Source organism: Parashewanella tropica, assembly GCF_004358445.1.
GTDB classification, from domain to species: Bacteria; Pseudomonadota; Gammaproteobacteria; order Enterobacterales; family Shewanellaceae; genus Parashewanella; species Parashewanella tropica.
In genome coordinates, this window is record NZ_CP037951.1 from 653,762 (window position 1) to 677,016 (window position 23,255).

Annotated in this window: 17 protein-coding genes; 7 read left to right on the plus strand and 10 right to left on the minus strand. The window is 41.9% G+C overall.

All coding sequences use genetic code 11. The features are described from left to right. The first annotated feature begins 128 nt into the window (after positions 1-128). Positions 129-1,640 carry a leucyl aminopeptidase gene (gene pepA / locus E2H97_RS02740; protein WP_133405708.1) on the plus strand — a complete coding sequence of 504 codons (1,512 nt, stop codon included), beginning with the start codon at positions 129-131 and terminating at the stop codon, positions 1,638-1,640. A 203-nt stretch (positions 1,641-1,843) separates the two neighbouring features. Continuing rightward, the gene (locus tag E2H97_RS02745) at positions 1,844-2,866 is read left to right on the plus strand and encodes an IS110 family RNA-guided transposase (RefSeq protein ID WP_133405709.1); all 1,023 of its coding nucleotides are present in this window, start codon (positions 1,844-1,846) and stop codon (positions 2,864-2,866) included. Between the two features lie 312 nt (positions 2,867-3,178). On the opposite strand, the gene E2H97_RS02750 is transcribed toward E2H97_RS02745, so the two are convergent. The 4 genes from E2H97_RS02750 to E2H97_RS02765 form a co-directional block, all read right to left on the minus strand. Then, positions 3,179-4,612: an endonuclease I family protein gene (locus E2H97_RS02750; protein ID WP_246029083.1), complete on the minus strand. Its 1,434-nt coding sequence runs from the start codon at positions 4,610-4,612 to the stop codon at positions 3,179-3,181. After that, positions 4,552-5,241: a lamin tail domain-containing protein gene (locus E2H97_RS18970; protein ID WP_246029046.1), complete on the minus strand. Its 690-nt coding sequence runs from the start codon at positions 5,239-5,241 to the stop codon at positions 4,552-4,554. Before E2H97_RS18970 ends, E2H97_RS02750 begins: the two co-directional genes overlap by 61 nt. A 70-nt stretch (positions 5,242-5,311) precedes the next feature. Beyond that, positions 5,312-8,527: an ExeM/NucH family extracellular endonuclease gene (locus E2H97_RS02760; RefSeq protein ID WP_133405711.1), complete on the minus strand. Its 3,216-nt coding sequence runs from the start codon at positions 8,525-8,527 to the stop codon at positions 5,312-5,314. A 33-nt stretch (positions 8,528-8,560) separates the two neighbouring features. Beyond that, entirely contained in the window at positions 8,561-9,613 is a 1,053-nt protein-coding gene (locus tag E2H97_RS02765) for a TonB-dependent receptor (protein WP_133405712.1), read from the minus strand. Positions 9,614-10,274: 661 nt separating this feature from the next. On the opposite strand from E2H97_RS02765, the gene E2H97_RS02770 reads away from it, so the two are divergent. The 4 genes from E2H97_RS02770 (at position 10,275) to E2H97_RS02785 (ending at position 14,326) form a co-directional block, all read left to right on the plus strand. After that, entirely contained in the window at positions 10,275-11,000 is a 726-nt protein-coding gene (locus E2H97_RS02770; protein WP_133405713.1) for an endonuclease, read from the plus strand. 303 nt (positions 11,001-11,303) lie between these two features. Further along, positions 11,304-12,032 carry a 16S rRNA (uracil(1498)-N(3))-methyltransferase gene (rsmE, locus tag E2H97_RS02775; RefSeq protein WP_133405714.1) on the plus strand — a complete coding sequence of 243 codons (729 nt, stop codon included), beginning with the start codon at positions 11,304-11,306 and terminating at the stop codon, positions 12,030-12,032. A gap of 70 nt (positions 12,033-12,102) precedes the next feature. Then, positions 12,103-13,053: a glutathione synthase gene (gene gshB, locus E2H97_RS02780; protein ID WP_133405715.1), complete on the plus strand. Its 951-nt coding sequence runs from the start codon at positions 12,103-12,105 to the stop codon at positions 13,051-13,053. Positions 13,054-13,063: 10 nt separating this feature from the next. Next, a complete protein-coding gene (locus tag E2H97_RS02785; protein WP_133405716.1) occupies positions 13,064-14,326 on the plus strand; it encodes an alkaline phosphatase in 1,263 nt (420 codons plus the stop codon). Positions 14,327-14,388: 62 nt separating this feature from the next. Here the strand turns inward: E2H97_RS02785 and E2H97_RS02790 are convergent, their stop codons facing one another. The 6 genes from E2H97_RS02790 to epd all read right to left on the minus strand — a co-directional run bounded on the left by E2H97_RS02790 (position 14,389) and on the right by epd (position 21,342). Beyond that, complete coding sequence (locus E2H97_RS02790) at positions 14,389-15,135, minus strand: DUF481 domain-containing protein (protein WP_133405717.1); 747 nt, start codon at positions 15,133-15,135, stop codon at positions 14,389-14,391. Positions 15,136-15,266: 131 nt separating this feature from the next. Continuing rightward, complete coding sequence (locus E2H97_RS02795) at positions 15,267-16,076, minus strand: ion transporter (RefSeq protein ID WP_133405718.1); 810 nt, start codon at positions 16,074-16,076, stop codon at positions 15,267-15,269. Between the two features lie 192 nt (positions 16,077-16,268). Further along, positions 16,269-17,648 carry a hypothetical protein gene (locus E2H97_RS02800; protein ID WP_133405719.1) on the minus strand — a complete coding sequence of 460 codons (1,380 nt, stop codon included), beginning with the start codon at positions 17,646-17,648 and terminating at the stop codon, positions 16,269-16,271. 185 nt (positions 17,649-17,833) lie between these two features. Then, positions 17,834-18,901, minus strand: a complete 1,068-nt coding sequence (gene fba, locus E2H97_RS02805; protein ID WP_133405720.1) for a class II fructose-bisphosphate aldolase — start codon at positions 18,899-18,901, stop codon at positions 17,834-17,836. A gap of 213 nt (positions 18,902-19,114) precedes the next feature. Then, positions 19,115-20,290, minus strand: coding sequence for a phosphoglycerate kinase (locus E2H97_RS02810; RefSeq protein WP_133405721.1), 1,176 nt, complete (start codon positions 20,288-20,290; stop codon positions 19,115-19,117). Between the two features lie 29 nt (positions 20,291-20,319). Next, a complete protein-coding gene (gene epd / locus E2H97_RS02815) occupies positions 20,320-21,342 on the minus strand; it encodes an erythrose-4-phosphate dehydrogenase (protein WP_133405722.1) in 1,023 nt (340 codons plus the stop codon). Between the two features lie 232 nt (positions 21,343-21,574). Here epd and E2H97_RS02820 point away from each other — a divergent pair, with 232 nt between their 5' ends. Then, positions 21,575-23,194: a hypothetical protein gene (locus E2H97_RS02820; RefSeq protein ID WP_133405723.1), complete on the plus strand. Its 1,620-nt coding sequence runs from the start codon at positions 21,575-21,577 to the stop codon at positions 23,192-23,194. The last annotated feature ends 61 nt before the right edge of the window (positions 23,195-23,255 follow it).

A 23,255-nucleotide genomic window follows, 5' to 3' on the forward strand; every position in this document is an offset into this window, starting at 1 on the left:
TTTATTATGAAGCATGGGTGAATAGTATAAAATTCATTAATATCGCGCTGTAATACTAGCCGAAAAGGCTACAGTTCGACATTATCTTATAAATAAAAATATTTGTCTTTAAGAATCTAGGAGTGCTCATGGAGTTTAGCGTAAAGAGCGGTAGCCCTGAAAAGCAACGTTCAGCTTGCATTGTGGTTGGCGTATACGAACCACGTCGTTTATCAGGTATCGCTGAGCAACTTGATAAAATCAGTGACGGTTACATCAGTAACCTTCTTCGTAAGGGCGATCTCGAAGGTAAGCCGGGCCAAATGCTGCTTTTGCACCATGTACCAAACGTACTAAGTGAAAGAGTGTTATTGGTGGGTTGCGGTAAAGAACGTGAACTTGATGAGCGCCAATATAAGCAAATCATTGCTAAAACCATTAATACCTTGAACGAAACAGGTTCAATGGAAGCGGTATGCTTTTTATCTGAGCTTCATGTTAAAAGCCGTGATATCTATTGGAAAGTTCGCCAAGCGGTTGAAACCACCAATGATACGCTATACAGCTTTGATGCGCTTAAGTCGAACAAAGGTGAAACGCGTCGTCCACTTCGCAAGTTAGTCTTTAACGTACCAACACGTAAAGAGTTAACAATCGGCGAACGTGCGATTGAGCATGGTAACGCAGTATCGGCAGGTTCTCATTTATGCCGTGACGTTGCGAATATGCCACCAAACATTTGTAATCCCGCTTACTTAGCCTCTCAAGCTCGCCAAATGGCTGAAAGCTATGACTCACTTAACGTAACAACCGTAGGTGAAGAGCAAATGGCTGAGCTAGGTATGAATTCGTACCTAGCGGTAGGCCGTGGTAGTGCTAACGAATCCATCATGACCATTATGGAATACAAAGGCGCTGCTAAAACCGATGAAAAGCCAATTGTGCTTGTCGGTAAAGGTCTAACCTTTGACTCTGGTGGTATTTCATTGAAGCCGGGCGAAGGCATGGATGAAATGAAGTATGACATGGGCGGGGCTGCTGGTGTTATCGGTACTATGCGTGCTCTGTGTGAAATGAACCTTCCTATCAATGTGATTGGTGTTCTGGCTGGTTGTGAAAACATGCCTGCGGGTAATGCATATCGTCCGGGTGACATTCTAACTACGATGTCAGGTCAAACTGTTGAAGTGTTAAATACCGATGCTGAAGGTCGTTTAGTATTGTGTGATGCACTAACGTATGTTGAGCGTTTTGATCCAGAGCTTGTGATCGATACTGCAACCCTAACTGGTGCGTGTGTTATTGCGCTAGGTAAGCATGCTTCTGGTTTGTTTTCATCACATAACCCACTGGCGCACGAGATTTTAAATGCGGGTGAGCAGTCGGGTGACCGTGCATGGCGTATGCCATTGTGGGATGAATACCAAGATATGCTAGACAGCCCATTTGCGGACTTCACTAACTTAGGTGGTCGTCCAGCGGGTTCTATCACTGCGGCATGTTTCTTATCTCGTTTCACTAAGAAGTACAACTGGGCGCATTTAGATGTTGCAGGCAGTGCTTGGAACAGCGGAAAGAACAAAGGTTCTACAGGTCGTCCAGTGCCAATCTTAGCTCAGTTCTTATTGAATCGTTCTGGTGTGGAGCAAAGCGGCGAGTAAGCTGACTTGATTAGCATTTGAATTAAATGCCCGATATTACTATCGGGTATTTTTTTTGCCTATTGAACACAAGAAACACTTGGTAATTTAATCGAGTTTGAAAAGGCAAAAAAAACGATGAGATGGTCTCCTCCTCTTATCGGCATCACAATGTGCCAGACTTGGAAATAGATTATTCAAGTTAACAGAGTGAGGAGACCACTATGAAGATTACTACAGTAGGCCTGGATTTAGCAAAAAACGTAAGCCACTTTGTTGGTTGTAATCAAGCTGGAAAAATCGTTAAAAAGAAAATGCTTAGTAGGAAAGACATTTTGCCTTTCTTTGCTCAGTTACCCAAATGTTTAGTGGGGTTAGAATCTTGTGCCAGTGCTCATTATTGGGCAAGAGAGATTGAGAAGCTTGGACATATCGTCAAGCAAATCGCACCTCAATTTGTAAAAGCTTATGTTCGTGGCAATAAGAATGATTACAACGATGCTTTAGCCATAGCTGAGGCTGTTGTGCGACCAGAGATGCGATTTATTCGAACTAAAACTCGCACTCAACAAGATATTCAAGCACTTCATGTTATGCGAAAAAAATGTGAACGTGATAGAACAGCGAATACCAATGAAATTAGAGGATTACTCATGGAATACGGCATTGTTATTCCACAAGGTATTCATAACGTTTATAAGAGGTTACCAGAGCTGTTCGATGCAAATGTAGAAAACGGACTCAGCAACTTATTCAAAGAATTACTAAAACAGCATTATAAAAAATTGGAACAGCTACAAGAGCATTTGGATGTTTACACTCAAAAAATCAAAGAGCTTAGCAAAGTAGAAGCCTGTGTAAAATTACAGAGCATTCCAGGTATAGGGCCAATTACAGCTAGTGCGTTTTATCAACATGTGGGTAACGGTAGTGAATTTAAAAATGGGCGCTGCGTCTCAGCTTCACTAGGTTTGGTTCCAAAGCAACATAGTTCTGGTGGCAAAGATAAGCTTCTTGGGATAAGTAAACGGGGTGATGGTTATTTACGAACCTTGTTAATACACGGAGCGAGAGCCGTGATAAGAGCCAATGTGGGTAAAGAGACCAAGTTGGCTCAATGGATAAAGAAATTAGAAAGCACTCGCGGCCGAAATAAAGCTGCTGTTGCGTTAGCGAATAAGATGGCTCGTGTGGGTTGGGCTTTAATGATAAATGACAGTAGTTATCAGGCCGATTACGCAGCCTGATAACAAGAAACAATATTAACTATAATCATTCCAAAGGATTGCTCAATAAAAAGTAACCGATGACAAACAGGTAAGACCGACATATCGAAAACCTGATAGGGCTGATGAGTTCATAACTCGTGTCAACGATAAGGACGATATGTGCGAAGTTCATCAAGGCTCGAAACCCAAGTGTTTCAACAGAGAAGTCGGATATACGAACGCAAACCTATCCCTGTCAAAAACTATTTTTTATGTTGCAATATTGGAGGAGACCATATACAGCCCCTAGATTCCTCTAGGGGCTGTTTTATATTAGCAATTAATTAATGCTTAGCTTTGGCGGCGACGCACCCAAACTAGAGGTAGTAGCAGTGCGATAAGCCCACCTAAGCTACCTGAGCTTTTAGGCTTAGTCCAACCTGCTTCTTCCATGTTTTTCACTTTAATACTAACAGTTTTGTTGACACTTTCGCCGTCAACAGTTGCTGTAAGCTGGAATACCAAAACTTGGTCGATATTGACAGTCGGTGAAGTCACATCAAGCTTCAATCCATTAGCGGTATGAGTCGCAGTTTGTCCTGATATTTGTTTCCAGCTGTATGTGACTCCTTCTGGAGCATCTGTAACAGTCGCAGTAATGGAGGTTTTTTCACCTTCTTTGATGTCAGTGTTACCAGAAAACGCAACGTTTAGGTTTAAAGGTACGTTCATTACTTTCAGATTTACTGTTTTGGTTGTATCCAAAGTACCGTTACTGATAGTGAGTACAAAGCTCAACGTTTGGTCAGCTTTAACTTTTGGTGCCGTTAGAGACAGTGTAGCCTTATCGCCTACCACTGTTTTCTTTTCGCCAACAATTTGTTCCCACTTATAAGTAAGAGTATCATCTTTTCCTGCTTTGATTTTAGAAGCATCTAAGGTATAAGCTTTGCCTTCTTTCACACTTGGGGGAACAGCAATATCACCCTCGACTTCTAAACCTGGGTTTGGATCGTCATTACACTGTGCACCATAAACATCACGCACTAACTCCGGACGGTCAATGAACGGGTTACGGTTACCTTGGTATTTGTAAACCTCGTTGTTACGGTTTTGCTCGATGGAATCAACAGGGTCTGCACTATGCCATTTGTATAAAGTACACAAGGTACCAAACTTACGACTTTCATCATCACTTGTTGTAACACGGTCAATTAGCTCAAGATTTGGAGTACCACCGTCTTCTTTTCCCTGATAACGCGTGTCCATATAGAACATCATACGGGCAACATCACCTTTTACCCCATCACGTGGCTCCCAAACGCCTTTAGTGGTATCTAAACAGTTACCTACTGCGCCTTTGTCAGCTTGATCTTTACCGTTATCTCCACACTCTCCGAAATCGTAATTGCTGCGTGTAGAATTGACGTTTGGCTTAGAAGGGCGTAGATGATGAGCATCGGTGTAGCCCCATCTTCCATCATTTTTGTCCCCTAAACCATGACTACTAGACCAAACATGCTCGCGGTTCCAACCGTTAGGATTACTGTTCTTCGCTACTGAAGCCCCTGTATAAAGTTGGATCACATTCTTTTCATTGCTAGTATCTTGATCAGCGTGGGTCAATACAGTCCATACTTGGCTATAACTAAGTTGAACATGACCCTCTTTAATTATGTCCGATAGAGCATTTCTCAGTTCTTCGCCATATTTAGAATCACCAATTAATACGTCGTTGTAGTAGATTTCACTGTTAAAAGTAGTGGGATCTTTAACAGGAGTGATGTCTGCACAATTATTACATGGATCAGGGTTCGGAGTTGGAGTTGGGGGGGGGTTGGCTCTGGTGGAGGTGTTGTACCTGAACAAGTATCTTCTCCAATACAACCAAGACCGTCGACAGTGTTTTTAGGCTTAGAAATCCAATCATTTGCATCAAAGGTTTCTTTCGCTACCATGGAGCTACTTGTGTTTTTACGTCTTAGGGTAACGTCTTTTCCCCAGCTTTTCGGCGTAGGCACTTCACCAACTCTGTCAATGACAGCATCAGAGCTATTAAGCAAAGCAACAGCGTCACCACCATTATGGTCTAATTTGCCAATGAAAGAAGCGACATTAGATGGGAGGTTTAATTTTGCGTCTTTATGTCTAACAATTAAGATGCCTTTGGCTGGAATTTCTTGATCAGGCAAAGCAACTACTGATGAAGTTGTGGTTGCACCATCTTTATAACGAACTACTTTATAGCCTTTTAAAGATACGGCAGCATCGGTTGAGTTATAGATTTCTACTGCTTTATTAAATCCACTACCTTCTACATATTCCGTAATAAGTAAGTCAGCATTAGCCGCAGTCGAAAAAGCGCCCAAAGCCATTGCAGTTGCTGCTGCCACCGCGTTCATTTTAATTCTCATAATCATATTCCTTTTGAATTTTTGAAAAAATGCCAGCGTTTGAGCTGGCATTTATATTCGAGAACGTCGTTTATTTGCGAAGACGACGGCGCAGTGCTGCTAGTCCGAACAGAGATAGCAAGCTGATAAAGCCAGCGCTGCCCGCTTTACCATTTCCGCCTGTGTGATCTGGCTTTTCTTTGATAATGTCTGCAATCAAAGAATCACGGCTAGATACATCTGCTTTGAATGACTGTTTAGAACCCTCTAGAATCTTTCCGTTACGCTTAATGCTTACAGTTACGTTGAAGGTAGCTGATGGTGCACCAAACACTTCAAAGTTAATTAGAGCTGTGTTGTCCTTAGAGATCACCACGTTTGGAAGTACCATTTGGCTTAGATCTAAACGTTGTTCATCATCCTCAGGCTTCATGCTGATAACCGCGACATCACCTTTTTCAGTCTTAACACCAGCAGGGATTTGATAAGGAACTCTGATTAGCTTTCTTAGTTTTGGAAGCTTAAGAGCAACATCTTTATCTGCATCACCTGGCTTATAGCGAAGGCTGATCAGTGCTGGGTCGTGATCTGACGCGCGATAGATGTCGTTTTTGTAGAACTTATGGCTCAAGGTACCAATGTCAGTCGCAATGTCAGTTTTACCTTTAAAGCGAGTTTGATAATCATACAACCCCGTCTCCGCTGCATTCACATGCCAGTCAGTAGCATCGATTACGCGATCTTTTAGAGAAGGTGAAACTAAGATATGGTCAAGTGAACCAATTTCGTCACTGAACGAGTAACTCCAAGGCGTCTTGCCTTTTTCTTTGAACTTTTCACCAACAATATCGATGTAGCCGTATGTTTTAGTGATAGTGGCTGGTGAGCCATCTTTATTAAACTGAGGCTTAGGTCCAAGGAACGTGTGGCTAGCCGTAACAATAGTTTTGTTACGTGGGTTTTCGGTAAGAACTAGAACCGGATCTTCTTTTCCGTAGGCATTCAAGTCACCAAGGATGATCTTGTCGCCAGGAATGTCTTCCATTTCTTCACCTAAGTGTACGGCACCGGCAACACGGAACTCAGCACAAGAACCTTGGTAATCAAGATCTGGTGCAGTACGGTTATTCCAAGTTGTTGCATTGCCGAACTCAACACCTTGCCACTCTTCCCAACAGGTTGAGCCTTTAGACTTAAGGTGGTTTACGGCTAGGGTTAGACGCTTACCGGTTTGGTTAACAATAAAGGTTACCACTAGGGCGTCACGGTGATAGTTTTGACCGTTTTCAAGAATTTCTTGGTTTTGGTCCTTGATCACTTCGCCTAAGTCGTTAACGATAGTCGGTGCTTTTTGCTGAGGCATCTTGATAACGCGAGTACGTTCAATGCTCAACTTACTTGGACGGTAGATGATACCTGTTGCGATAGCGTCAGAACCAATCGCGTCTAGTTTATCCAGTCTTTGGTTACCATTGTTGTCAAAACCAACGAATACGTAACGGTTTTCAGTAGAGTTAGGGCCATTATAGTCACGCGCGCGCTCATCTACATACTTAACGTTAACTTGGTTCACGATTTCTGCAATCGCACTGTCATCGCCGAAACCGTTGTTTTCGATTTCCATCAACGCCATAACATCAGCGTCTTGCGCACGGATGATCTCGACCAGTTTCGCTCTTTGGTTTAGGTATTCATCGTGACTGTCAGCACCACGGCTTTGACCAAATCTGTTGTTATCGCCACCAAATGGAGAGTTAAAGAAGTTAAACAAGTTTTGACTAGAAACGCGGATAGCGAAGTCATCACCTGTTACCGTATCTTTAAGATCTGGTTTTTTAGTACGCGGCAAGTTGTGAATAAAGTTTTCACTGGTCAAATCATTAGTAATGGTCAAACTGTAGTCTTGATCGTACTTTCTAGGATTAGTGCCCGGGATCAACTCAGTTTCATATTGACTGATCACACCCTGTGCATTAACTAGGCTATCGTCGATACGAATGTAGTTTTTGTGCGGGTCAGTGTTAAAGCCTTCATAATACGGCAATGTAGTTCCGTTTGACTTGGTCGCACTCTCAATCACTAAACGATAGTCGTTGTTTTGATCATATGCGGCTTTAGACTCAGGGCTACCAGCTTCATGTAAGTGGTTAGGCTGCAAGTTAGGACGCTTATAAGCTGCGACCATATTGTTACGGCGATGACTATTCTGCAGGAAGTTATAGCTGAAGCTACGCGTAATACGCATATCTTGGTTGCCTTCAACTTCAGGATCAATATCTTTTGGCAAATTAACAAGCATACCTTCGTAACGTTCTAGCGTTTTATCGAAAGAACCGTTATCAGAAGCGATTACTTGGATATCGGTAGGTTGAGTTGGAATTACATTGGTGCTTTTAACTTCCCATCGACTTGCACTTAGTGTGGTTTGACCTTCAGCTTCGGTTATTTCACTGCCAAGACAAACTGTGTGTCCAATCATTGAAGCACTAGCGTTACCACTTTTAACAAAGATACCATCAGATGTTTCTGGGTTACCATCGACTTGAACATCACGTAGGTAAAAGCCTTTGTATGGAATTGAAACGACTGCTGTAACAATACCTTCCACAGCGACTTTCTTGCCAACTAAAGGTGAAGTAAAGCCTGTACCTTGAATTTCGCTAATCTTTGTTAAGTTTTCACAAGTAAAAGGCTCAATGTATTCAGCGTAATTGGCTTTACCTAAAGTTGCAGTGGTTAAGGGAGAAATCGCTTGCCATTGAGAAGCATCAAAGCTCGGTGAAGCTGCAGGCACTTCATCATCTTTTGCATAACGACGAACCAATGTGGTGTCTTTTGCCCAGACAGAACCATCACTTTCTTCGCCAACACGATCAATAACATTATTATCATGCGTTAGATAAAAGCCATCATTACCGCTGAGATAAAAATTTGTATATTGCGCTTTACCAGTGCCAATGACATAAGTGCCACCGTTGTCAGTGATCGCTTTTTTGAATTCGTCACTAGCACTTTTATTAATAATAACGACTGATTTGCCTGGCTCAAGTTTAACGCCTGTAAGCAATAACGAACCATCTGCTTTTTGCAGGGTATTGTTAAATCTACCGTTACCGCGAAGAACCGCCTTCGTCGCATTGGTAAAGGTAAATGCCTCTGTAGCGTGAGTGTTGGTAATTTCTACAGAACCAACTGCACCAGCTCTGTCTTTTTGGGTCATTTCGGTGATCAGCAGATCTTCAACGCCAGCGTGGGCGGTCATGCTGATGGTGCTAGCAATCGCTAGCGATAAGAAACTTTTTTTCATAATCAACTCTATAAAAATTCGGTTAGATTCGGATTAGAAATACATACGCGCATAAGCGTAAGCGGCTTCAGGCGCTTCACCTGCTCGACCTTCTACAGACAATACGATGTCTTTTGCAGGACGGAAGTTGAAACCTAAGCTTGCCCAGCGGCGGTCTTTACCGTGCTGTGGAGGCAGTTTCGTATAGTCATAGTTCGGGCTGATCAAATCCCAGCCTTCATACTCTTCGTGATTTACAGAGCTGATGATTTCCCAACGGTCATTCAGATCATACTTAGCGCTGACCGTAAGACCTTTGTTGCGGAATGTTTGATAATCTAGGAAAACCTTGCCGCTCTTACGAGTTGATAAGTCTTCATCTTCTAAGAAGGCATTGACACCAAATGATAAATTTGACATCGCTTTATAGCGAGCACCTAAACCGATTTGTTTTTGCTTACCGTATTTAGAGATACCGTCTGAGCCGCCACGAGTTTCTAAACCAATAACAACAGATATGGTGTCTGACATCCAACCAACATAACCATTGATGATGTCACCTTGCAGCTTGCCACTCTTGTGCTCACCGTCATAAGAGTATGAAGCACCAGCGATTAGGTTTTCGAATTTAGCTTGATATTTTACGGTGTTCTCTTGGTCACCCGCTTCACCTGTTTCAACGGCTTTGTTGAACGTGAAGTCACCGAAGTGATCGTAATCATCGAATGCGGTGTCGGTTAAACCAAACTCTACCCACTGTTGATCGGTGATGTTATAACCGACATACATTTTGTCGATAGCAAGTTCAAACTCACCGTCTCCACCTAGCCAGTTACGACGTTGGTAATCTAGCTCAAGACGATAAGTAAATTGTTGACGCTTACCTGTAACACCTAAAGTAGCGAAGCTATCATCGACATAACCTTTGGTATCAAAAAATTCGTCATGGTTGTATTTTGCATTAGTAGCAAAGTGACCACCTACGCCGACTTCACCAAACAAGCGAACGTGATCTCCATTTTTATCACCGTGAAGAATTACAGCGCTCGCAGAACCAGCACTAAGCATCGCGGCGATAGCGATTGCAGTTGTTGATTTGTTTAACATTACAGTTACTTCCAATTACTAATTTGACAGTTTAAAACTGATGAAAAAACTCACAATTAAATGTGTATTTAAGGGCGTGCTGATTTTTCGCGATGTGATTTAAAGTAAAAACCTGGCGTATCTTAAGTAAGCAGACTTCGCATCGTGAGGTGTTACAGTCATGGAAACTGTTGTTACCTTGTTTGTATCGAAACGCACGACACCCCTGTCAAAATAAACAGTGCATATAGTCTTTAATGCTTAAGTACTCGATTTAATCTTGAAAAATCAACACGTCCTGCAAATAGATTTAACTGCTAGTTACACGAGTGGATAGAGGATTAGGTGGCGAGAATGCCAATAGATTTAAATGCTTCATATTATCAACCCCATTATTTTATTTAATTATTGCGTCATTTTTTTAACTAGCGCGCGCATCATTTTACAGAGATATAACGTAATTAAAAGAGGTAGGAGGTGTATTATCAAACTTTTAAATATAATTTAACTTGGTTGGTAATTGAGCAACCGTACAGTATAAAAAACTTTACTTTTATAAACTTGTTATAAGTCAAATATCTTACAATTCATTTCGCTCTTAATGGGTTTTGTAGACGGCTTCACATTACATTGATTTAGCTCTACCATTATTTTACCTGTAGTCATCTGGTTATTGTTGTAGATGTGGTATCGAAAACTCTTAAGTAGTCTGTTTTTATGTGGGCTATTTCTAACTATCAATGCTCAAGCCACTCCCAAGCATCCCTCGAGTTTTAATCAAGCAAAAAAAATGGCTCGGCAGGTGTATCAAGCCTTACCGGTTCAACAGAGCTTTTACTGTGGTTGTGATATTCAAATTAAAGGTAAAAAGTGGTCGCCTAATTTATCTTCCTGCGGTTATCAGGTTCGAAAACAACAGCGACGTGCAAGCCGTATAGAGTGGGAGCATATTGTTCCAGCTTGGGAAATGGGGCATCAATTGCAGTGCTGGCAAAATGGTGGGCGTAAAAACTGTAAGCGAAATAGTGCTGAATTTAAAGTGATGGAATCGGATTTACATAACCTTGTGCCTGCCATTGGTGAAGTAAATGGTGATCGTAATAATTACCGATTCAGTCAATGGAATGGTCGCCCGAATCAATATGGGCAATGCCAAATGCTGGTAGATTTTAAGGGCAGAAAAGTCCAACCGCCATCAGAAACTCGCGGGCAGATTGCTCGTACTTATCTGTATATGCAAAAGCAGTATGGCTTTCGCCTTGCCAAACAACAGTTAAGGTTGTTTCAGGCATGGAATACCAGTTATCCTGTGACTCGATTTGAGTGTCAACGAGATACACTCATTGCCAAGAAACAAGGCAACCATAACCCCTTTGTAGCAAAGTATTGTTATACTCGTGATACCTGAAGATGCAGGATTTCAGCGAGAATTAATTGCCATTTAGGCAAGGCACTTACCCGCAGTAATAGCTATTACCGACATACAATACTGTCGTTACTTCGTTTCTATTTCAAGGGTAAGTAATGCAGTATAAATGGCAATTAAACTCGCACTTCGTGGGCTTTTCAGCATTGATTCTTCTTTGTTGTGAAAGCTTGAATTAGCCCGCTAGTTCTGCACTTTCACGCCTCGAATAATGCAACGCTGAACAAGCCCTGAAAGTTGCGTCTTCAAGTATCACGAGTATATAAAGTTAAGAATTAAAGTAGAATGAGAATTCCAAGAATTTATCAGCCTAGTGACTTGGTCGTTGGGCAGCAAACCCCATTAGATGAAGATGGTGCAGCCCATATTGGTCGTGTATTACGCATGGGAGAAGGCGAATCAATTGCATTATTTAATGGTGATGGTAACGACTATTTGTGCCAGATTACTGCAGCAAATAAAAAAAATGTCACGGTTACCGTTCAATCAAAAACGGAAAATGATTCTGAATCGCCCTTAAATATTCATTTGGGGCAGGTGATCTCTCGCGGCGATCGAATGGATTTTACTTTACAAAAATCAGTAGAGCTTGGCGTGAATACGATTACTCCACTGTTTTCAGAACGTTGTGGAGTCAAGCTTAGTGGTGAGCGATTAGAAAAGAAAATTCAGCAGTGGCAGAAGATAGTCATTAGTGCTTGTGAGCAATCAGGAAGAAGTGTTGTGCCACAAGTTCGACCAGCGATATCACTCGAAGCTTGGTGTGCTGAGCAATCAAATGCGGTTAAACTCAATCTGCATCCAAGAGCGAGCCATGGCATCAGCGGTTTGAAATTAAATGATAAAAAAGTGCGTCTATTAATTGGACCTGAAGGCGGTTTGTCTGCCACAGAAATTGCAATGACAGAGCAGTATCAATTCACTGATATTTTGCTTGGTCCACGCGTACTTAGAACTGAAACAGCGGCATTAACGGTAATTAGCGCACTTCAGCTTAAATTTGGCGATTTGTAACATCAAATTGTAATAAAACCTCATTATTCTCCCAGCGGTCATGCCGTTGGATGCCAACAAGGATATACCAATGATCAAACTCGGCATCGTGATGGATCCCATCCAAGACATTAACATTAAAAAAGATTCTAGCTTTGCAATGTTGTTAGCGGCGCAAGCGCGTGGTTATCAGCTGTTTTATATGGAAATGCAACATTTAGCCTTAGAAAATGGCAAAGCGGTCGCTCGTATGTTTCCGCTGTCGGTGGAGCAAAATGATGATAAGTGGTATGAATTAGGGGCTGCGGTCGAAGCTCCTCTTGCCGATCTTGATGTGATCTTAATGCGTAAAGAGCCGCCATTTGATACTGAGTTTATTTACGCGACTTACATGCTTGAGCGCGCTGAAATGGAAGGGGTACTTGTTGTCAACAAGCCACAAAGTCTGCGTGATGCAAATGAAAAGCTCTTTACTGCTTGGTTCAGTGAGTTTACACCAAAGACGATTGTGACCCGTGATGCAGCTCGAATTAAAGCGTTTCATGATCAAGAAGGTGATTTGATCATGAAGCCACTGGATGGCATGGGTGGTGCTTCTATTTTTAGAGTGAAAGCAGGCGATCCAAACCTTGGTGTGATCACCGAAACCTTGACCAATCATGGTCAAACTTATGCGATGGCTCAGGCATATATTCCTGAAATCACTGAAGGTGACAAGCGGATTCTGATTGTGGATGGTGAGCCTGTGCCATATTCATTAGCACGTATTCCTGCTAAAGGCGAAACACGTGGTAATTTGGCTGCTGGTGGACGAGGTGTTGCTCAGCCACTATCTGAATCAGATTGGAAGATTGCCAATACCTTAGGCCCTGAACTTAAAAAGCGCGGATTGCTGTTTGTTGGCATTGATGTGATTGGCGACAAATTAACTGAAATCAATGTAACTTGCCCAACCTGTATTGTTCAGATTGAAGCGGCTTATGATGTGGATATTACAGGTATGATGTACGAGGCCATTGAGCAAAAATTAAAAAAGAATTAGAGATCTCTTAATGAAAATTAAATCTACTCTTATTGCGCTAAGTTTATGCTTGCCACTTGTAGGGCAAGCGGCAGAGAAACCTAAAAACATCATTTTTATGATTGGCGATGGCATGGGCCCAGCCTACACTACAGCTTATCGTTTTTATAAGGATGATCCTGCTACCAAAGAAATCGAAACGACGGTTTTCGACAGGATATTGGTCGGTATGTCTCGAACTTCTCCAGCTAAGGTTGATGGTTACATTACAGACTCAGCGGCTGCCGCTACCGCGATGGCGACTGGAGTAAAAACCTATAATGGCGCGGTTGGGGTAGATGAACATAAGTACTCAGTTGAAACCTTATTTGAAAAAGCGAAAGCAAAAGGTAAGGCAACGGGCGTTGCAGTGACTTCGCAAGTTAATCATGCCACTCCAGCGAGTTTTTTAGCCCACAATGAATATCGTCGTAATTATGTTGAGATAGCAAGAGAATATTTGGATTCAGATGCTGATGTGATTTTAGGTGGCGGGCAAAAATACTTTTCAAAAGAATTGGTTAGTAAATTTAAACGTAAAGGCTACCAATATCTAAATAACATCAACAAGCTTAATGAAATCAAATCAGGCAAAGTTTTAGGCTTGTTTGCTGAAGTTCAATTGCCTTGGGTGGTGAATGAACCTAAAGCCCATGAACTCAGTCGTATGACGCAAAAAGCCTTAGATCTTTTGTCTCAAGATAATAAAGGTTTTGTGTTGTTAGTTGAAGGTTCGTTGATTGATTGGGCTGGTCATAATAACGACATTGTAACAGCTATGGGGGAAATGGATGAGTTTGCTCGTTCAATAAAAGTAGCTGAGCAGTTTGTAAAACAAAACCCAGATACCTTATTGGTGGTGACAGCTGATCACTCAACAGGTGGTCTTACTGTGGGGGCAAATGGTACCAAAGCTTGGTATCCAGAGGTACTTCGAAACGTCAAAGCATCCCCCGATCGCATAGTTGCTGAGCTTAAAGATATTAAGAGCTGGAAATCACAACTGGTTACTCAGCTTGGTTTTGAACCCAAAAAGAAAGAGTGGATTGAACTAAAAAATGCGCGGAAAAAGGATGACGATGCCTTCACTACGGCAATTAAGCATTTGATTGATGTTCGCAGTAATACTGGCTGGACGACGGGAAGCCATACTGCTGTGGATGTGCAAGTATTTGCTACTGGCCAAGGATATCAGAGTTTTATTGGTTCGCAAGACAATACTGAATTAGCTAAGAAGCTGGCAAGCTTGCTGTAATTGGTATTAATAATATTAAAAAAGGAAGCAATTGCTTCCTTTTTTGATCATTAAGGGAAAATTTAGAAAGAGTACAATAAAGTCAGAGTAGTTTCTGTATCTGTACTTTTTTTATTATCTAAAGGCTTACTTGTGTAACGAATCGTTACTCCAAACTTCATCGCTAATGCGCCAATCACTTTGGTGCTCAACGCCGATTCTGAAACGGCATCTAAACGTGTACCCCAGTCAGCAGTTACTTTTTGCGAGAAGGTGGCGCTTTCACTGATTTTCTTTTGGTATTCGGCATTAACATGCAGTACTAAGTTATTGTTATTCTTTTTATCTGCTGTATCCGTGTCTTTATCTAAAGGTCTGGTGTAAACATAACCAGGACCAAACTCAGCCTTTAGAAGGTCGCCGCCTTCATCAAAGAACTTATGACCATAACCGCCAGCGGTTGAGATTCGAAAGTCAAAACCCCTAAATCTATCATCTTCATAGGTACCATTGGCAAAGACGTAATTATCTTCGTCAAAGCGATAGTTACCTTGGGCACCTATTTGGTAACGGGATGCGGTAGTTTTACTCTCACCATCGGATTCATCTTTCTTATATAGGCCTTCGAGAATGTATTCATTTTCCCAGTTGCCAAGTTCATGTTTAAGGTCAACCTTACCTTTAATCGACGAGGTTTTGGTGTTACCTGTAGTAAGAGTGCCACCAAATTCAGTCGTGCCGCCAAAAGTAGCTGGACCAGGTACCCAATTGCTATCAGCAAAGGCACTGCAAGGTAGCAAAATAAACAAAGAACCGATGATGTATTTCATAGAGTCAATTATCCAAAGTGTGCGCAAGATCTGCATAGAGTAGTTTTTCAATGATATTTGTCAATGTTAACAGTTAAATTTGACTTTATTTCACTAAAAAATTAAGCCCATTTTCAGAATGGGCTTATGCTCTACTTTTGTTGTTTGCTTATTAAGGCTTTAATCTCATCAAGCTGTTCTTGTAAGTCCGTTAAGCTTGGTTGTGATTGTGCTTCTTTTTTGGCTTTTAAAGCTGTAATCTTTTGACGCTCGTCTTCCAGTACATTGACCACAATACCAATGATCATATTTAAGAACGCGAATGCCGTTAAGAAGATGAAGCTTAAATAGTAAATCCAGCTTAACGGATAGTGAGCCATGGTTTCATACATCACATCCGTCCAATCTTCAAAGGTCATGACACGGAATAAAGTCAGCATACTGATGGAAATATTGTCCCACAGCGCAGGGTTAATTGTGGCAAAAAATGTCGTGCCAATGGCTGCGTAAATGTAGAAAATGATGAACATCAGCAGGCCGATATAACCCAGTTGTGGTAAAGCCTTAAGTAGTGAGTTCAGTAGCATACGTAATTCTGGGATGATTGATACCATTCTCAGAACTCGGAATACACGGATCAAACGACCGATCATCGCCATTTCACTGTTTTCAATTGGCACTAAGCTCAAAATGACAATGGCGGTATCAAAGACGTTCCAAGCCGATTTGAAAAACTTGAGTTTGCGTTTTTCACCTATAAACCTGACGCTAATTTCGCAAAGGAAGAATAGGGTGATGGCAAAATCTAATACTCGAATGGCACCTTCAACCTGAACTGGGAGCTCATAGGTTTTTACACCAATCATCATGGCAGAGAGAATAATGACGCTGATCACAAAAAGCTCAAAGGCTTTGTTAGAGCGCAGTTTATAAAAACGGGCTTGGAGTCTAAGGGTATTCATATTTTGACGGCTGCGTAGCGATATTAGTTTAATCTAATTGCATAGTTTAACGACTGTGAGCCAAATCAAAAATAGCAAATGGTAAATTTGTTTGCCGAATGCTCGTGTTAAAAAGAGGTAATCACCGTTGTGCATGTCAGTAAATTAAAAATTTAATTTGGAACCTTCTCTAATATTGAGAAATATCGGGTATTAAATGTGTTTTTTTAGATTTGTAACAACTTGAGTCCTAACTTTATGGGCCATGTCATCAAAGCTGGTACCAGACGGTGAGCTTCTTAATTGTTCGAGTGTTTTGGCTTTAAGTGATGTCATTGCTTTTATTTTTGCTTGTTTAAAATTTAACTTAGCGAGGATGATACTTTCTTCTGTGTTGCTTCTCGTATTTTCGATCGCCGTCGCCGTTTTACCTCGTGATTTTGTCAGCTCTTCTAGGTCAGATTCTAATAATGCTGTAGACCTAAGCTCTATACCGAAAACTTCGATTAACACTGCAGAATTAAAGAGGTGAGTGAATTCACTTAACTCAGAGTCAGTAGAAGATGGGAGGAAATTCAAACGATGAAATACGGCTTCCGAGCTACTTACTCGAAGTCTTGGAACAATGCAACGGTGGAGTTCAAGTATATCGGCTTTCTCAAACTCACTAACTTGGGCTTTTATCGTTTGTTTGGCTTGAAATTGAATTTGGATTGGGACATTAAAATGAAACCTCGCACTCTTTAAACTGTGGAGAGTGACCTCATGAGCAATAATAGCGCAGAGTGCTTCTCGAAGTTTGTTTTGTAAATAAGGGCTAATAGTTCTTTGTTCTGAGAGTTCTTTTTTGGCTAGTAAAGTACATTGCGTTATAAATTTCTGTTTGAGTTGTTTTACTTTTTCACGGTCTGTACTCTTCGTGATATCAGAAACGATTTTTCTAAAAGGTTGTGGTAAGGCATTTGTGGCCTCAGCTTGGGTTGAGGATTGCGTTTGTAATTGGGGGTGCTGTTCTAGCTGTTTGAGTCCCAGCTCCCATGCTGCTTTATGATCTTTGGTGTAGCCAAAATAATCATTACCGACTTGCTCTGCAAACAACAAAAAAACTGTCTCAGCCTTTGTCGCATCCAGTTCAAAAAGTGTTTTACATACATCTTCAATATTTTCTATTGCCTTTTTTTTGTTTAAGTCTGGGCAGGTTGATTGCCTTTGGTAAAGTCTTACTAGATGTGAAGCTGCTGTTTTAATCGGTAGTAAGTGTATTTTCTGAGCAAAATCTGCCGGATAATCGTCAGAGCCACATTCGACGATTAGACTGTTTTGATCTTTTTGTAACGACAAAACTGCATCTTTAACAGTCTGAGTTGATGGTGCATTGTCTGGAGATTCATTTCTATCGTGGAAATACACGGTAACCAAGTGCGGTGATACAACATTTAAGTCGTATTGACAGGTTTTACCACTTTCATGCTGGAGCTCAAGAGAAACTTGCTCACCATTTGAAAGTTCGGCAAGCTTAGAGATATCTATTTTTTCAAAGTTGATCGTCCATCCTGAACCTGTCAGAGTCGTTGGTTGATATGCTGATGCCATGATGATGTTCCACTTCTATTTTAGGTGATCAGCACGAATCATATATCTGAAAAATCTAAGAGTGATCACGTTAAAGTTGTATTTCTAAATAAATTTTATACAAGGGTGATCAGTTGAGAGGTTAAATTTTGTTAACAAAAAAGCCTGCATGATGCAGGCTTTTGGATAGAGTAAGCAGTGCTTAATTAAAGATTGATCTTTGGATCAAGCTCACCCGCTTGGTAAGACTTGTACATGGCTTGTAATGATTTTGGCTTGATTTTCGATGCCATGCCCGCACAACCGAACGCTTCGTAACGGTCAACACAGATTTGAGCCATCGCTTCCATAGATGCTTTTAAGAATTTACGTGGGTCAAATTCGCTTGGGTTTTCAGCAAGGAACTTACGTACCGCACCAGTAGAAGCCAAACGTAAATCCGTATCGATGTTAACTTTACGTACACCGTGCTTGATGCCTTCAACGATTTCCTCAACTGGAACACCATAAGTTTCAGGGATCTCACCGCCGTATTGGTTGATCACTTCTAGCCACTCTTGTGGTACAGAAGATGAACCGTGCATCACCAAGTGAGTGTTTGGAATGCGTGCGTGGATTTCTTTGATGCGGTCGATACGTAGCACATCACCCGTAGGCTTTTTAGTGAACTTATAAGCACCGTGGCTGGTACCAATCGCAATCGCCAATGCATCTACGTGAGTGTCAGCAACAAAACGAGCCGCTTCATCAGGCGTAGTCAGCATTTGATCCATACTTAAAATGCCTTCAGCACCAATACCGTCTTCTTCACCCGCTTGACCCGTTTCTAAGCTACCTAGACAGCCGATTTCACCTTCTACCGACACACCACATGCGTGAGCAAAAGCAACGGTTTTACGCGTTACGTCTACGTTGTATTCATAGCTTGCTGGGGTTTTACCATCAGCCATGAGTGAACCGTCCATCATTACTGATGACATACCTAATTGGATGGAGCGCTGACAAACGTCAGGGTGAGTACCGTGGTCTTGGTGAATACACACTGGGATATCAGGGTATTGCTCAAGCGCGGCATTCATCAAATATTTTAAGAACTGAGGGCGAGCATATTTACGTGCACCCGCAGAAGCTTGCACAATCACAGGGCTGTCAGTGGCTTCCGCTGCCTGCATAATAGCGCGCATTTGTTCTAGGTTGTTTACGTTGAACGCTGGAACACCGTAGTTGTGTTCTGCTGCGTGATCTAGCATTTGTCTTAATGAGATAAGTGCCATGAGATTGCTCCATTGTTAGGGCACCATACTGATTAGCATGGGTAATTGATGTCTTTTAAATTCTTTTTTCTGCCTTTTGGCAAATTGCAGTTTCTTCTTGAGTCTGCATTTTATTCTTATTCTGCTGATTGGCTGTTTAATCAATTAAAGTCAGCGGCTTTACTTGAACTCCCGACCTTACTGGAAAGTAAGAACGGGAGCCGCTATGCGATATTATTTACCGCGCGCTTCTAGCATTTCTACCGCTGGAAGTTTTTTGCCTTCTAGGAATTCTAAGAAAGCACCGCCACCGGTTGAAATGTAAGATACTTTGTCAGCAATATCGTATTTATCAACGGCCGCTAGAGTGTCACCGCCACCTGCAATTGAGAATGCATCAGATTCGGCAATCGCTTGGGCAATGCGCTTAGTGCCTTCACCAAATTGATCGAACTCGAATACGCCAACAGGACCGTTCCAAACGATGGTACCCGCATTTTTCAAAATCTCAGCCAATGCTTCTGCGCTGTCTGGACCAATGTCGAAGATCATATCATCTTCAGCAACGTCCGCTACTGGTTTTAATGTGGCTTCTGCGGTTGGGCTGAATTCTTTACCTGTAATAACATCCGTTGGGACAGGAATATCACCGCCACGGCTTTGCGCGTTATTCACAAGGCGAGTCGCCTCTTCCATTAAGTCTGCTTCATACAGTGATTTACCTACACCATTGCCCGCTGCGGCAATAAAGGTGTTAGCGATACCACCACCAACCACAAGTTGGTCAACTTTAGTTGATAGGCTTTCAAGTACTGTCAGCTTGGTTGACACTTTAGAGCCACCAACAATTGCAACCATAGGGCGAGCAGGGTTATCTAATGCTTTACCCAGTGCTTCTAGTTCACCAACAAGCAGAGGACCTGCACACGCGATAGGAGCGTGTTGACCAACACCATGAGTCGATGCTTGAGCGCGGTGAGCCGTACCAAATGCATCCATTACATAGACATCGCACAGTGCTGCAAGTTTTTTGCTTAGTGCTTCTTCGTTCTTTTTCTCACCTACGTTGAAACGTACGTTTTCGAATACAACGACTTCACCTGCATTGGCTTCAACACCGTCAAGGTAGTCAGAAGCTAAGGTTACATTGCGATCTAGTGCATCGTTTAGGTAATCAACCACAGGTTTTAAAGAAAACTCAGCGTTGAACTCGCCTTCGATTGGACGGCCAAGGTGAGACATCACCATAACCGCCGCGCCTTTTTCAAGGGCAAGCTTGATGGTAGGAAGTGCTGCACGTAAGCGAGCATCACTGGTCACTTTGCCATCGGCAACTGGCACGTTAAGATCTTCACGAATAAGTACGCGTTTACCTTGAAGATCAAGATCTGACATACGAATGATTGTCATAAGTTTTTCCTATTTAAGCAGTTATTCTGTTAGCAGTTCTTCTGCGCCTTTGCCATGACAAGCGTGGTATCAAGCATACGGTTAGCAAAGCCCCACTCGTTATCACACCAAAGTAGCAACTTGATCAAATGACCGTCACTGACACGAGTTTGGGTGCCGTCGACAATACTAGAGCGAGGATCGTGATTGAAATCACAAGAAACAAGTGGCTCATCGGTATAACCCAGCACGGCAGAGAAATGTCCTAATGCTGCCGATTCTAAAACATTATTTACGCTTGCAATATCGACACGTTTCGCAACTGTGACCGATAAGTCAATTGCGGTCACATTGATGGTGGGAACTCGTACAGAAATCGCCTCAAATTTGTCTTTGAGGTGCGGCAAAATGCGCTCGATACCACGGGCTAGCTTTGTGTCGACAGGAATAATCGATTGTCCAGCCGCACGAGTTCGGCGTAAGTCATCGTGATAAGCATCAATAACCGGTTGATCGTGCATCGCGGAATGAATGGTGGTGATTGCGCCACTTTTAACGTCAAATTCTTTATCGAGTAAATCAATCACAGGGACTAAACAGTTGGTGGTGCATGAAGCGTTGGAAACCACTTTATCTGTATTTTTAAGTTGCTGTTCATTCACACCAAAAACAATGGTGGCATCGACATCTGGGGTTGATGGGTGACTGATCAATACCTGCTTAGCTCCCGCCTTTAAGTGAATTTCACACTCTTCACGGGTTTTGAGCTGACCTGTTGCCTCAAATACAACATCAATATCGAGATCTTTCCAAGGTAATTTACTGGGATCGGACTCTTGCAGTAACTGGATATTATCGTTATTGATGATCAGAGTGTTTTGCTGTTGGCTAACATTGCCTTGAAAGCGACCGTGAGTGGTGTCGTATTTGGTGAGGTGAACAATAGCATCGGTATTGGCAAGTTCGTTAATGGCGACAATTTCGATGTGTTGGTGTTTGTCAGATTCGTAAAGAGCACGAAGAATAGAGCGACCAATTCGGCCATAACCATTGATAGCGACACGGGTTTTCAAATCAGCTTTCCTTTGTGATTCAAAGCAGACCAATTGCACTCAAATTACCGTGGAGGCAATGATCAAAAAAAGAAGCTGGATTATAGCGTTCAATGACTTTTGACTCAAAGTTTTCTCATAATTCAATCAGATGAAAAAAGTTAAATGAAGAAAGTTTAATTCAGTTTGATGTCTATTTTATAGCCGCTTAGGTAAAGTTGGCGTTTTACATTACAGCGTGAGGAATAATCTAATGAGTACAGACAGCAGTATGGCGAGCAGTGCGTCAAGTGCAAGTCAATGGTCTGGGTTATCAGCAAGCAGTGCTGGTTCAAGTCAGCCACAGCCAGAGTTTCACTCGCCGCATGGCCCAAATTATCAGGTGAGTGCGTCCAGAAGTGGACGACCTAAACTTTCTGCTTTGAAGACTGACAAAACAATTAGGCAACATACTCACTCAAGTACTCAAGCCCCTTTAGCCCAGTGGCAAATTAACGCCGAAGCACTAGAAGTATCACTTCGAGAGCAAATTAACGAATTACAAGCATATCTAAAAACTAAAGGGAAGTCCTGGGATTATTTGCCTTGGTTGTACTCAATAGTACTTTTACGAAACTTCTCTTCTTCGCCGGGAGAGAGGCTAAATGATTTGCCTCAACAAAAACAAATCACAAAGAAACTGTATACGTTCTTTTTTAAAGGCTTGAATGAAAGTTCTCCTGTGGATGAGGTATTTACAGGCATTGTTTCTATATTAGTAGAGGAAACAGGGGCTGACCCAGCTTCTGTTAAACGCTATGTTTTTTATGCTCTAAAACACTCGGAAGAGGCTATGAAACAACAAGGTCTACCTTCTCATGACCCATCCATGTCAAATGTACTAGCGACATGTGCTACTAAATTAGAGAGGATTGCTTCGAAAGTACCTGTTATGCAAACGGAGCAAATTGATGTCTCTGCACAAATTTCACACCTTCAAATAATAGTGGCGACAGTATTATTACCAGCTACCATTGGTAATTGCTTGTCTTGTGATGACGTGAGTGATGTCATTCAACCACTTGTAGAGCCTATTTCTGGTTATTTTTTGCAGCCGAGTGAAGAAGAGTTACAGGAATTCATCGAGCAAAATAATGACGCATTCGGCGGAGGATTAACTCCAGAATTAGCGACCTCTTATATTATCGCTAGGAGGGTGACTGATCTTTACGTTCAAATGAACGGCAATTCAAAGTCATTAAAATCCTTACTTGCGTTTATCTACCAAACAATCGCCACTGAAAAGAGAATTCCAATGGAAGAAGCGCAGGCTACTGTATTTCATGCTTTCTTGAATTCTGGCATCTTACGCAGCGGCGAGGACTTTGATCCAACTTTGCGTACTAACTTTATTAGTTCTATGAGGTCAAAAATTCAGAGTTTGAACTTATTTGATAAACATGAGCTTATGGAAACACTCATTCAGCTCACTGGGGTTGGCTTCATACCTAAGCGTAGGGCTCCGATTGTTAGGATGACACAAGCCATGGCAGCAGTTGATATTGATTTAGAGTCATCTCCTAAACAGTCCATTCTAGATGCATTTGATCAAGACTTGCAGAATGTTACTTTAGTACTTCAGCTTGATAAGCAATGGATTATGGGAGCCATGCGCTCTAAACTCATTCCTTCAGCGCTTTGGAGAGAGGTGATGGGTTCCGGAAGTAATCTAGATGCAACCAATAAAGTTCTTGCCAGTATTCGTAATAAGATAGAAGCTTCCGATACCCCTGAAAAAGAAGCTAGAGATTTTGTTCATATGGTTAGGACATCGGATGGTAGTAGAAGCAATCTTTGCTCTAACTTATCTAAGGTGTTGCAATCAATGTCGTAAATTTGACTGCATTCTGAAAGGTGTAAAAGTAAAGGCGCAAATAAAATGCGCCTTTACTTTC